Here is a 12,221-nt window from a genome sequence, read left to right on the forward strand (position 1 = left end):
CTGGGGCGAGTTGTCCACAGCCACGCGTTCCAGCTCTTCCTGGAGTAGCTCCATGGATAGGTTGATGACATGGAGTTTCGTCGTCTTGGCCGTAGCGGCCTGAACATCAGTGAGATCTCGTACGGCAACTGGCTCACCCACGGCTCGCAGGTCGAGGAGGACCAGGCGCAGGCCTGTGTCCGCGCGGCGCTCGACGCCGGAGTAACCACTTTTGACACTGCCGACGTCTACGCCAACACCCGCGCGGAGTCCGTCCTCGGCCGGGCGCTGGCCGGCCAGCGGCGGGAGAGCCTGGAAATCTTCACCAAGGTGTTCTGGCCGACCGGCCCCGGTGGTCCCAACGACCGCGGGCTCGGCCGCAAGCACATCATCGAGTCGGCGAACGCGTCGCTCACGCGGCTGCAGACCGACTACCTCGACCTCTACCAGGCCCACCGGTTCGACCCGACGGTGCCGCTGGAGGAGACCTTCCTCGCCTTCGCCGACCTGGTGCGCGCCGGCAAGGTGCTCTACATCGGCGTCTCCGAGTGGAAGGCCGACCAGATCAAGGCCGGCGCCGCGATCGCGCGCGAGCTGAACGTGCCGTTCATCTCCAACCAGCCGGAGTACTCGATGCTGTGGCGGATCATCGAGCCCGAGGTGGTGCCCGCCAGCGAGGAGGCCGGCATCAGCCAGATCGTGTGGTCGCCGGTCGCGCAGGGCGTGCTGACCGGCAAGTACCTGCCCGGCCAGGAGGTGCCGGCGGGTTCGCGGGCCACCGACGAGACCGGCAAGAAGTTCATCGCCAGGAAACTGCGCGACGAGGTGCTGGAGAAGGTGCAGAACCTGCGGCCGATCGCCGAGGAGGCCGGCCTGTCGATGGCCCAGCTGGCGGTGGCCTGGGTGCTGCAGAACAAGAACGTGGCCTCGGCGATCATCGGGGCCACCCGCCCGGAGCAGGTGGTCGAGAACGTCAAGGCCGCCGGCGTCACCCTCGACGCCGACGTCCTCACCGCCATCGACAAGGTGCTGGACGGCGTCGTCGAGACCGATCCGTCCTTGGGCGGCTAGTCGCCTGGCGGGTGCAGGCTCATCGGCCCGTAGACGGGGTCACCGTCGCCCAGCAGGGTGACCTCGTCCACGCCGCGAGCCAGCAGCTCTGCCCAGGCGTCTCCCAGCCAGTCCTCGGCCGCCGCCTGATCGGCGAAGGTCGGGCTGTCCTCGCAGCTCCAGCGGTAGTCCACGGCCGCACAAGATAGCGTGCGGCCGTGGCAACCCTGGTTCTCGGTGGCGCCCGGTCCGGCAAGTCGGCCCATGCCGAGGGGCTGCTGCCGCCCGCCCGCGCGACCTATGTGGCGACGGCCCGGCCGGACCCGACCGACCAGGAGTGGACCGCCCGCATCGCCACCCACACGGCGCGCCGCCCCACCACCTGGCAGACAGTCGAGCTGGCGACCCCCCACGACCTGGCGCCCCTGCTAGATCAGACGGCCGCCGACGCACCCCCCATCCTGGTCGACGACCTGGCCACCTGGCTCACCACACTGCTCGACGACACCGGCGCGTGGACCGGGGCGCCCCTCGCCCCAGCCAGAGCCGAGTACGACCGCCTGGCGACCGCGGTCGCGAGCTGCCGGGCCGGCCTGGTCCTGGTCTCGGCAGAGGTCGGCCTCGGCGTCATCCCGGCAACCACCGCCGGCCGCCTGTTCCGCGACGAACTCGGCGCACTCAACGCAACCCTGGCTACCCAGTGCACCGAGGTACTCCTACTCGTAGCCGGTCTCCCACTGCGGCTCCGCTAAGACACCCCCGGTCACCCTCAGACTCGAAGCCATCCCAAGCACCTCCCAACCGCACCTCAGGGGAACGTGACGCAACCCAGCCACAAGCACGCCCCCAACCCCCACCCACCTCCCCAACGCAACCAACACCCAAAAGCGCGGGGAGGCGGAACAGGGCGGTGGGCTTCTGGCAGGCTCGTGTGCGATCAGCCGCGCGCAGGAGGTAGCCGGATGTCCGACCCGATCGAGTTCGACACCGTCAGCCCGCCCGACGAGCCCGCCCGGCAGGCCGCGCTCGCCAGGCACGAGCAGCTCACCAAGCCGCGCGGTTCGCTCGGCCGGCTGGAGCAGCTCGGCGCGTGGCTGGCCGCCTGCCAGGGCCAGTGCCCGCCGAACCCGTTGCGGCGTACCAGGATCGTGGTCTTCGCCGGGGATCACGGGGTGGCCGCCAACGGTGTGTCCGCCTACCCCAGTGAGGTCACCGCCCAGATGGTGGCCAACTTCCGCGCCGGCGGCGCGGCGATCAACGTCCTGGCCGCCGCCGCGGGCGCCGACGTGCGGGTCGTCGACCTGGCGGTCGACGCCGACACCGGCGACGAGCAGTACAAGGTGCGCCGCTCGTCTGGCTCGATCGACCGGGAGGACGCGCTCACCGAGGAGCAGACCACCGCCGCCATCGCGGCCGGCAAGTCCATTGTGGACGAGGAGGTGGACGCCGGGGCCGACCTGCTGGTGGCCGGCGACATGGGCATCGGCGACACGACCGCGGCCGCGGTGCTGGTCGCCGCGCTCACCGGCGCCGAGCCGGTGGCCGTGGTCGGCCGGGGCACCGGAATCGACGACACCACGTGGATGCGCAAGACCGCCGCGATCCGCGACGCGCTGCGCCGGGCCAAGCCGGTCACCGCCGAGCCGGTCGCCCTGCTGCGCACGGTCGCCGGCGCGGACATCGCCGCGATGGCCGGTTTCCTCGCCCAGGCCGCCGTCCGCCGCACGCCGGTGGTGCTCGACGGGGTGGTGTCCGGCGCGGCCGCGCTGGTCGCCGAGGAGTTGGCGCCCGGCGCCCGCGCGTGGTGGGTCGCCGGTCACCGCTCGACCGAGCCCGCACACCACCTGGTGCTCGAGCAGCTGGACCTGGAGCCGTTGCTGGACCTGAAAATGCGCCTCGGCGAGGGCACCGGTGCCGCGGCCGCGATCCCGCTGCTGTCGATGTCGGTGCGCGTCCTCGCCGAGATGGCGACCTTCGCCGACGCCGGCATCAGCGGTCCGTCGGCGGACTGACCGTGCTCGACGGGGCCCGGCTCGCGCTGACCTGGCTCACCGTGCTGCCCGCCAGGCAGCCGAGGGTCGACCGGGCGGTCGCCACCCAGGCCATCGCGCTGGCCCCGCTGGTCGGGCTGCTGCTCGGGCTGGTGGCCGCCGGCACCCTGACGGTCCTGGACCTGACCCGCCTGCCGAACCTGCTCGCCGGCCTGCTCACCGTCGGGCTGCTGGCCGTACTCACCCGTGGCATGCACCTGGACGGCCTCGCGGACACCGCCGACGGCCTCGGCAGCTACGGGCCGCCGGAGCGCGCGCTGGCGGTGATGCGCGACGGCGGCACCGGCCCGTTCGGCGTGGTCGCGCTGATCGTGACGCTCGGCGCGCAGGCAACGGCGTTCGGCGCGCTGGCGGGCGAGCGCTGGTGGGCGGTGGTCATCGCGGTGACCGCCGGGCGCGCGACGTTCGCCCTGTGCTGCCTGCGCGGGGTGCCGCCGGCGCGCCAGGAGGGCCTCGGCGCGCTGGTCGCCGGCACCCAGCCGCCGGTGGTGCCGGCGGTCTGGTTCGGCGTGCTGGTGGCCACGGCCACGGTCGTCGACCTGGACAACCCGTGGCTCGGCCCGGTGGCCGTGCTCGTCGCGGCCGCGGTCACCTCGGGCTTCGTGGCCCACGTGCGCCGGCGACTGCACGGCATCACCGGCGATGTGCTCGGCGCGGCCAGCGAGGTGGCCACCACGGTCGTGGCGGCCATGTGCACCCTCGTCTGACCGCGCCGCACCGCTACGTGAGCGGGACCATCCAGCCGTTCGGGTCCGGCGCCATGCCGCGCTGGATCGCGGTCAGCGCCGAGCGCAGGCGCATGGTCACGTCGCCGGTGAGCCCGCCGCTGACGGCGAACTCGCCGCCCGCGTGCTTGACCGATCCGACCGGCGTGATCACCGCGGCGGTGCCGCACGCGAAGACCTCGGTCAGCTCGCCGGACTCGGCCTTCTTCTCCCACTCCTCGGTGGACACCCGGCGCTGCTCCACCTGGTAGCCGAGCGACTCGGCGAGCGCGAGCACCGAGTCCCTGGTGATGCCGGCGAGCAGCGAGCCGGACAGCTCCGGGGTGACCACCCGCGCGCCGTCGCCCGAGCCGAAGACGAAGAACAGGTTCATCCCGCCCATCTCCTCGACCCAGCGCCGCTCGACCGCGTCGAGCCACACGACCTGGTCGCAGCCCTGCTCGGCGGCCTGCGCCTGGGCGACCAGCGACGCGGCGTAGTTGCCGGCGAACTTGGCCGCGCCGGTGCCGCCGGGGGCGGCGCGCACGTACTCGGTGGACAGCCAGACACTGACCGGCTTGATGCCGCTGGCGAAGTAGGACCCGGCGGGCGAGGCGATCAGCAGGTAGCGGTACTCGTTGGCCGGCCGCACGCCGAGGCCGGCCTCGGTGGAGATCATGAACGGCCGCAGGTAGAGGGACTCCTCGTCCTGCGCGGGCACCCAGCGCCCGTCGACGGCGAGGAGTTCGCGCAGCGAGGCGAGGAACAGGTCGTCTGGCAGTTCCGGCATGGCCAACCGGCGCGCGGAGCGCCGGAAGCGTGCGGCGTTGGCTTCTGGTCGGAAGGACGAGATGGCGCCGTTGGGCTGGCGGTAGGCCTTGAGGCCTTCGAAGATCGCCTGGCCGTAGTGCAGCACCATGGCCGCCGGGTCGAGGGTGATCGGCTGGTATGGCTCGACGGTGGCGGCGTGCCAGCCCTGGTTGCGTTCGTGGCGGATGGTCACCATGTGGTCGGTGAAATACGCCCCGAAACCAGGATTGGCCAATACCTCCGACACGCGCTCCGGGGTCGCCGGTGACGGGTGCGGGGTCCTGGTGAACGACAGTGTGGACGTCATGTGTGCACGGTAGCCGCCGTAGGGCGAGCAGAGAATCGGTAGTCGGACGATCTGTAGTCCAACCATATCCGCTAACGGGACCGTCGGTGACGCACCGCCACCAACCTGAGCGCCGCGTCACCGAGTAGCAGGACAGCCGCCACCACCAGTGCGGTGGACGGCGCGACCAGCGCGGCACCGACCGCGACCACCACGCCGACGGCCACACTGACCCGGCCGGACGGCACAGTCCCAGCCCAGGCACCGAACCACCGCAGGATCCCGAGCAACACGAACCCGGTGCCGACGGCGACACCGGTGACCACGATCGGCTCAAGCGCCGACGCGTCCGCCGCGGCCAGCGCGTCGAGCAGCGGCGTCGGCGACAGCGCCAGCCTGGGCGCGCCGAGTTGGCGCAACACCCCGGCGCCCACCGCCAGGCACCCGACCAACACCACCGCGAACACGGCCAGCACCCCCAACCGCCACGCCCGCACCGCCGCCCGGCCAGCCCCGAACTCCAGCGGCGAGTCATCCGGCGCGCCCCCAACCGCACCCACCGCCCGCTCGGACACCGGCCCATCGCCCGGCGGCAGATCCGCCGAAGCACCGTCGTCGTCCGGCAGGTGCACGTCGACCACGCGGGCGCCCCGTGGCACCGGGCCGACGCCGAGGAAACACACCGTCAGCAGCCCGGCGCAGGCGACCAGGCCGACCACGCTCCCGCCGCCGTCCACCGCCACCGCGGGCGCCACCGGCTCGATCGCGAAGCACGCGAGCGCGACCAGCGCCAAGCTCCCGACCACCAGCACCGCCGCCACCCGCACCACCAGCACCGGCAACCTCGCCACCAGCACCGCCACCGCCGTCACCACCGCGACCAGCCCGACCGCGCCCAACCCCCGCGCCGCCGTCGGGTCCTGCCCCGCCCCCACCGTCACGTACTGCCCGAACGTGCCAGCAACGGCCACCGCCGCCGCCAGCCGGCCGAGCGCGCCGACACCGAACACCAACCGCCGCACCGGAATCCGAGCAGTCTCAAGTGGACGATCCGAAGTGGATAGCACGACCAACAGGCCAAGCCCGGCGGCCGACACCACCCCGGCGAGCAACCACGGCCCGGCCAGCCCCGCCGCCGGCGCCAACCCGCTGAACAACCCGGCGCCGACCGTCGACACCACACCACCAGCCACGAAGTCCACGCTGCGGGCACCCACCCACCAACCGTGGCAGATCACGTTCCACCTACCTGACAGTGGGCACTGTCATGCCTGGTCGTTAGCATGCGTCAGCACCTCAACCGACGGGAGTAGTTCGTTGACCGCGCCCAAGCTGTCCCTGACCGCCACCGCGGCAGACGAAGCCACCGTTGACGCCGTGATCATCGGCACCCACCAGGTCGACGACCAACTCGCCGTGGCCCCCGGCGGCGAAACGGTCGCCGCCGCGTTCGACGGCTCGCTGCTCGACACCCTGCGCACCCTCGGCGCCACCGGCAAACCGGACGAGATCGTCAAGATCCCGACCATGGGCCGCCTGCCGGCCAAGCTCATCCTGGCTGCCGGGCTCGGGGACGGCGACCCGACCGCGGAGCAGGTCCGCCGCGCCGCCGGCGTCGCCGCCCGCGCGCTCGCCGGCACCCGCCGCGCGCTCAGCACACTGTCCACACTGGACCTTCAGGCCACCGTGGAAGGCACCGTCCTGGGCGCCTACCGGTTCGACGCCTACCGCTCCGACGTCGGCGACGCCCCGCTCGAACGCCTCGACCTCGCCGCCCCGGCCGAGGGCACCACCCGCGAGCACCGGGCCACCCTCAAGGCCGCCACCGCGATCGCCGAGGCGGTCAACACCGCCCGCGACTTCGTCAACACCCCGCCCAACGACCTGTATCCGGCGTCGTTCGCCGACCGGGCGGCGGCCATCGGCCGCGCGGCCGGCCTCGAGGTCACCGTCCTCGACGAGAAGGCCCTGCGCAAAGCCGGGTTCGGCGGCGTCCTCGGCGTCGGCCTCGGCTCGTCGCGGCCACCGCGCGTGGTCCGCCTCAGCTACCGCGGCCCGAAGGCCCGCAAGAAGGTCGCGCTGGTCGGCAAGGGCATCACGTTCGACACCGGCGGGATCTCGATCAAACCCGCGGCGAACATGGACGAGATGTCCTCGGACATGTCCGGCGCCGCCGCCATCGTCGCGACCATCGTGCTGGCCGCCAAGCTGAAGTACCCGCTGGAGATCATCGCCACGGTGCCGATGGCCGAGAACATGCCCTCCGGCGACGCCTACCGCCCCGGCGACGTGCTCACCATCTACGGCGGCAAGACCGTCGAGGTGCTCAACACCGACGCCGAGGGCAGGCTGATCCTGGCCGACGCCATCGTCCGCGCGTGCGAGGACGAGCCCGACTACCTCATCGACACCGCCACCCTCACCGGCGCCCAGCTCGTGGCGCTGGGCAGGCGCACCTCCGGCATCATGGGCACCGACGACTTCCGCGACCGGGTGGCCGCCATCGCCCGCGCCACCGGCGAGGGCGGTTGGGCGATGCCGCTGCCCGAGGAGCTCCGCCGCGACCTCGACTCCAGGCTCGCCGACCTGTCCAACGTGACCGGCCACCGCTGGGGCGGCATGCTCGCCGCCGGGCTGTTCCTGCGCGAGTTCGTGCCGGCCGGCCTGCCGTGGGCGCACATCGACATCGCCGGCCCGGCCTTCAACCCGGGCTCCCCCTGGGGCTACAACGGCAAGGGCGGCACCGGCGTCCCGGTCCGCACGCTGGCCGCGCTGCTCGCGGACATCGCCGAGAACGGCTGAGTCAGGACAACAGCCGGGTCAGGACACCGTCCACGTCGGCCAGCCGTCGACCTCGCGGCCGGCCCCCGCCAGGGGGCCGCCGAGGGTCACGCCGGCGACCGGCGCGTCGGCGTCCAGCTCGTAGACGAAACAGGCGTACACCAACGTCCCCGGGTCGCCGAGACCGCCGAACGCCGGGCACTTGGGCATCGCGTCGAACCCGGACAGCGGCTTGGTCAGCACGCCTCGGTCGTCGCGCAGGTAGACGTGCTCGGCGGTGCTCAACGCCGGCAGTTGGGCCCGCACCACCACATACCGGTTGCCCGGCGCCGGCCGTCGGTCGCCGAGGTAGCCCGACGGGGTCAGCACCAGGTGGAAACCCGCCCGCACGGCCGCACCGTCGACGGTCACCTCGACCGCGGGCTCGCCCAACCGGCCGACCGCGCGCGCCGGGGCCGGGCCAGCGCTCGCCGACGCCGGCGGGACCGACACCGGGAACCGGACCGGCGGCGACGGCCCGCCGACCTCACCGAACACCACCGAGGTGACCGGGGTCGCCTCGGGCACCGGGAGCAGCACGCACGCCGCGAACGACTCACCGGCACCGACCGTCGTCGGTACCGCCGCCTGCTCCGCGCAGCCGACGACCGCGCCGTCGAACGGGCGGATCCACTGACCGCGGTCGTCCAGCGCGGCCACCATGCCGTCCAGGTCCGCGCGCCAGTCCGGGCCATCGACGTTGGCCCCGCTCAGCTGCGCGGTCACCCAGCGGTAGCCAAGCGGCGCGTCCGCGAACGGTGCCGCCACCCGCGGCTGGGCCTGGACACCGGTCAGCGTCAGCTCCAGGGTCGTACCCGACGCCTGCCGCAACCGCACCGGCGCGTCGAGCCGTCCCGCCGTGAACTTGGTCTGGCCCGCGCTCACCAGTTCCTGGCCGGCGACCTCGGGCGGCAGCTCGGTGTCCCCCTCGGCCTCGGCCGGCAGACCCGCCGGTCCGGGTAAGCCGGCCACCAGCTGCCCCGGCCCGACCCCGACGACCGCCACCGCGGCGGCGGCCAGCACGAACACCAGCAACGCCGCGGCCACGATCAGCCGGCGGCCGACGGGCCGCAGCGGCGCGGGCGGCGGCTCATCAGCGGCCGCGGGCGCTTCGACCCGCTCGGTTCTGGCCAGGCGCAACGCGCCCCAGGCCACCGCCTGCTCCGGGTCGGCGGCCAACCGCACCGGCCGGGGCACCGCGTCGGCCACCCGGCGCCCGACCAGCGGCACCCGGCTGGACCCGCCGACCAGCAGCACCCGGTCGACCGACGCCGCGCCGGGCACCTTGGTGACCATCTTGACGATCCTGGCCACGTCCCCGGCGATCAGCCGCTCGAAGTCCTCGGCCGTCAGCCCGTCGGCCGCGCCGGTGTCGACCACCCGCTCCTTGCGGACCCGGGCGTCCACCTCGCCGCCGAGGAAGTCGAACACCCGGTCGTCGAGGTCGTCGCCGCCGAGCGGCAGCGACCCGCTGGCCGCCACCTCGTAGCCCGTCCGCGTCCGGCGCACGACCGCGGCCGCACAGAACGTCGCGCCGAAGTCCAGCACCAGCATCGACGTCCCCGGCTCCGGGTCGGCGCCCGCGGCGGCGGCCACCGGGGCGGCGACGGTCGTGACCCGCTCGGCCAGGCCGGCCGCGGCCTGGGTGAGCACCGCGACCCGCGCCGACGGCCAGTCGTGGGGATGGGTGAGCACCAGTTCGGCCACCGGCCCGTCGACCGCCCGCACCGCCGTGGTCAGCAGGGCCCGCACCAGGCCGGCCACCGGCAGCACGATGTCGCCGACCAGCACCTCGCGCTCGTCCAGCCGGGTTTTGAGCCTGGTCAGCAGCCGGGACGGGTCAGCAGGAGCGAGCCGCATCGCCTCGTGCCCGGCGACGAGCTGGTCGTCCTGGCTGAGCAGCACCACCGAGGGCGCGACGGTGACCAGCCGGTCGGGCGACCCGGCGACGACCACGGTGTGGGCACTACCGAAGTCGACGACGACGGTGACTCCAGTCACGGCCCACCCCATTCTGTCCGAAACCCGGATCACCCTTCATACGGCGAGGTGGGACGCGTCGGTTCAAGCGGAGCCCGAACGGTGCCGGTCAACCACGTTCGCGTTTCTGGCGGGCCTGATACTCCCGCATGCGCTTCGGGTAGCCAACCCGCTCCACCTCGTAGATCGGCATGGAGCGCTTCTTGGCGAACTCGAAGGCGGCGTCGGCACTCGCGATCCGCCGGCGGGTCCACTCCCCGTCGTGGGCCACCAGCAGCACCGTCGTCTCGGTGACATGGGTTCGCGGCTCGACGAACGCCTCGACCCCGCGCCGCGCCGACGCCCAGTCGTCCAGGTGTGCGGTGTCCTGCTTGCTGGCCGAGCGGACCTGGCCAGCACCGCTCTTGCGCTTCTTGCGCAGCGAGTCGAAAACGCCCACGGCAGCTACCTCCGTAGCAGAAAGTCGTCCCCACATTGTGCCTGTCCGGCCACCTCGCAAGCCTCTCGCACGAAGTGACAAGATGATGTGTGGTGGCCGGTGTCAAGAGCAGAGTCGCCGGCAGCGCAAGCCTAAACACGTCGAGGAGAGCCCGTGACTGATACCTCCGCTGACCTCGTGATCCTGGGTGGCGGCTCGGGTGGTTACGCGTGCGCGTTCCGCGCGGCGGGTCTCGGCCTGTCGGTGATCCTGGTGGAGAAGGACAAGCTCGGCGGCACCTGCCTGCACCGCGGCTGCATCCCGACCAAGGCGCTGCTGCACGCCGCCGAGGTCGCCGACCTCGCCCGCGAGGGCGACCAGTTCGGCGTGAAGTCCTCGCTCGAGGGCATCGACATCGCGGGCGTCAACTCCTACAAGGACGGCGTGGTCGGCGGGCTGTACAAGGGGTTGCAGGGGCTGGCCAAGGCCAACAAGGTCACCGTCGTCGAGGGTGCCGGCCGGTTCGTCGCGCCCAACGCGGTCGAGGTCGACGGCCAGCGCTACACCGGCCGCGACGTGGTGCTGGCCACCGGCTCGTTCGCGCGCAGCCTGCCCGGCCTGGAGATCGGCGGCCGGATCATCACCAGCGACCAGGCCGTGCACCTGGACTACATCCCGGCCAGCGTCGTGGTGCTCGGCGGCGGCGTGATCGGCGTCGAGTTCGCGAGCGTGTGGGCCTCCTTCGGCGCGGACGTGACCATCGTGGAGGCGCTGCCCCGGCTGGTGCCGCTGGAGGACGCGTGGGCCTCCAAGCAGCTCGAGCGCGCCTTCCGCAAGCGCGGCATCAAGTTCAAGACCGGCGTGCGGTTCACCGGCGCCGAGCAGACCGACTCGACCGTCACCGTGTCGCTGGAGTCCGGCGAGACGATCGAGGCCGAGACGCTGCTGGTGGCCGTCGGCCGAGGGCCCAACAGCGCGGGCCACGGCTACGAGGAGGCCGGCATCGCGACCGAGCGCGGGTTCGTGCTCACCGACGACCGGCTGCGCACCAACCTCGAGCACGTCTACGCCGTCGGCGACCTGGTGCCCGGGCTCCAGCTGGCCCACCGCGGCTTCCAGCACGGCATCCTGGCCGCCGAGCAGATCGCCGGGCTCGACCCGCGACCGATCGACGAGACCGGCATCCCCCGGGTCACCTACAGCCGGCCGGAGGTCGCCTCCGTCGGGCTCACCGAGGAGCAGGCCAAGGAGCGCTTCGGCGGCGCCGAGACCTACACCTACGCGTTGAGCGGCAACGGCAAGAGCCAGATCCTCAAGACCACCGGCGGCGTGAAGCTGGTAAAAGCGCCCGACGGACCCGTCGTGGGTGTGACGATGGTCGGTGACCGGGTCGGAGAGCTTGTCGGCGAGGCCCAGCTGATCTACAACTGGGAGGCCTACCCCGAAGACGTGGCTCCGCTAGTCCACGCACACCCCACCCAGACCGAAGCGCTTGGCGAGGCCTTCCTCGCCCTGGCCGGCAAGCCACTGCACGTGCACGGCTGAAGCCACAAGTAACAAGGAGTCAGCGAACCATGGCGTTCTCCGTCCAGATGCCGGCGCTCGGCGAAAGCGTCACCGAAGGCACCGTCACCCGGTGGCTCAAGCAGGTCGGCGACACCGTCGAGGTCGACGAGCCATTGGTCGAGGTGTCCACCGACAAGGTCGACACCGAGATCCCGTCGCCAGCGGCCGGTGTGCTGCAGCAGATCGTCGCCCAGGAGGACGACACGATCGAGGTCGGCGCCGAGCTCGCGGTGATCGGCGACGGGTCCGAGGCCGGCGGTGACACCGACGGTGACAGTAGTGGCGACGCGCCGGCCCAGGCCGAGCCCGAGCCAGCCTCCGAGCCGGAGCCAGAGCCCCAGGCCGCCGAGGAGCCGGCACCCGCCGCCGCGCCGGAGGCCGCACCGGCACCGGCCGCCAGCACCGGTGAGGGCACCCCGGTGACCATGCCGGCGCTCGGCGAGAGCGTCACCGAGGGCACCGTCACCCGGTGGCTCAAGCAGGTCGGCGACTCCGTCGAGGTGGACGAGCCGCTGCTGGAGGTGTCCACCGACAAGGTCGACACCGAGATCCCGTCG

General features: G+C 72.7%; 12 protein-coding genes. 7 read left to right on the forward strand and 5 right to left on the reverse strand.

Annotated elements, in window-relative coordinates; genetic code table 11:
• The first annotated feature begins 69 nt into the window (after positions 1-69).
• A complete protein-coding gene (locus tag ACYVIP_RS08665; protein WP_460393927.1) occupies positions 70-1,050 on the forward strand; it encodes an aldo/keto reductase family protein in 981 nt (326 codons plus the stop codon).
• Here ACYVIP_RS08665 and ACYVIP_RS08670 read toward each other — a convergent pair.
• On the reverse strand, positions 1,047-1,223 hold the full coding sequence (locus ACYVIP_RS08670) for a hypothetical protein (RefSeq protein WP_460393929.1): 177 nt from the start codon (positions 1,221-1,223) through the stop codon (positions 1,047-1,049). The genes ACYVIP_RS08665 and ACYVIP_RS08670 overlap by 4 nt on opposite strands.
• Before the next feature lie 24 nt (positions 1,224-1,247).
• Here ACYVIP_RS08670 and ACYVIP_RS08675 point away from each other — a divergent pair, with 24 nt between their 5' ends.
• From ACYVIP_RS08675 to cobS, 3 genes are all read left to right on the forward strand, one after another.
• Complete coding sequence (locus ACYVIP_RS08675; protein WP_460393931.1) at positions 1,248-1,781, forward strand: bifunctional adenosylcobinamide kinase/adenosylcobinamide-phosphate guanylyltransferase; 534 nt, start codon at positions 1,248-1,250, stop codon at positions 1,779-1,781.
• A 210-nt stretch (positions 1,782-1,991) separates the two neighbouring features.
• The gene (cobT, locus tag ACYVIP_RS08680) at positions 1,992-3,041 is read left to right on the forward strand and encodes a nicotinate-nucleotide--dimethylbenzimidazole phosphoribosyltransferase (protein WP_460393933.1); all 1,050 of its coding nucleotides are present in this window, start codon (positions 1,992-1,994) and stop codon (positions 3,039-3,041) included.
• Between the two features lie 2 nt (positions 3,042-3,043).
• Entirely contained in the window at positions 3,044-3,787 is a 744-nt protein-coding gene (gene cobS / locus ACYVIP_RS08685; protein WP_460393935.1) for an adenosylcobinamide-GDP ribazoletransferase, read from the forward strand.
• Positions 3,788-3,800: 13 nt separating this feature from the next.
• On the opposite strand, the gene ACYVIP_RS08690 is transcribed toward cobS, so the two are convergent.
• Both ACYVIP_RS08690 and ACYVIP_RS08695 read right to left on the reverse strand, forming a co-directional pair.
• Complete coding sequence (locus ACYVIP_RS08690) at positions 3,801-4,901, reverse strand: branched-chain amino acid aminotransferase (RefSeq protein WP_460393937.1); 1,101 nt, start codon at positions 4,899-4,901, stop codon at positions 3,801-3,803.
• Between the two features lie 71 nt (positions 4,902-4,972).
• Positions 4,973-6,097, reverse strand: coding sequence for a hypothetical protein (locus tag ACYVIP_RS08695; RefSeq protein WP_460393939.1), 1,125 nt, complete (start codon positions 6,095-6,097; stop codon positions 4,973-4,975).
• Between the two features lie 100 nt (positions 6,098-6,197).
• On the opposite strand from ACYVIP_RS08695, the gene ACYVIP_RS08700 reads away from it, so the two are divergent.
• Positions 6,198-7,682, forward strand: coding sequence for a leucyl aminopeptidase (locus ACYVIP_RS08700; protein ID WP_460393941.1), 1,485 nt, complete (start codon positions 6,198-6,200; stop codon positions 7,680-7,682).
• Positions 7,683-7,700: 18 nt separating this feature from the next.
• Here ACYVIP_RS08700 and ACYVIP_RS08705 read toward each other — a convergent pair whose 3' ends face one another.
• Both ACYVIP_RS08705 and ACYVIP_RS08710 read right to left on the reverse strand, forming a co-directional pair.
• Positions 7,701-9,701 carry an Hsp70 family protein gene (locus tag ACYVIP_RS08705; protein WP_460393943.1) on the reverse strand — a complete coding sequence of 667 codons (2,001 nt, stop codon included), beginning with the start codon at positions 9,699-9,701 and terminating at the stop codon, positions 7,701-7,703.
• 88 nt (positions 9,702-9,789) lie between these two features.
• The gene (locus ACYVIP_RS08710) at positions 9,790-10,155 is read right to left on the reverse strand and encodes an oxidoreductase (protein ID WP_460393945.1); all 366 of its coding nucleotides are present in this window, start codon (positions 10,153-10,155) and stop codon (positions 9,790-9,792) included.
• A gap of 117 nt (positions 10,156-10,272) precedes the next feature.
• Between ACYVIP_RS08710 and lpdA the strand changes: the two genes are divergently transcribed.
• Complete coding sequence (lpdA, locus tag ACYVIP_RS08715) at positions 10,273-11,643, forward strand: dihydrolipoyl dehydrogenase (RefSeq protein WP_460393947.1); 1,371 nt, start codon at positions 10,273-10,275, stop codon at positions 11,641-11,643.
• 29 nt (positions 11,644-11,672) lie between these two features.
• A partial coding sequence (locus ACYVIP_RS08720; protein ID WP_460393949.1) for a biotin/lipoyl-containing protein occupies positions 11,673-12,221 on the forward strand: 549 nt, incomplete at its 3' end.

The organism is Actinophytocola sediminis (assembly GCF_054779715.1).

Coding starts and splice junctions, on each gene's coding strand:
- ACYVIP_RS08665 (WP_460393927.1), top strand. CDS start 70: ATGGAGTTTCGTCGTCTTGGCCGTAGCGGCCTGAACATCAGTGAGATC.
- cobT (WP_460393933.1), top strand. CDS start 1,992: ATGTCCGACCCGATCGAGTTCGACACCGTCAGCCCGCCCGACGAGCCC.
- ACYVIP_RS08690 (WP_460393937.1), bottom strand. CDS start 4,901: ATGACGTCCACACTGTCGTTCACCAGGACCCCGCACCCGTCACCGGCG.
- ACYVIP_RS08710 (WP_460393945.1), bottom strand. CDS start 10,155: ATGTGGGGACGACTTTCTGCTACGGAGGTAGCTGCCGTGGGCGTTTTC.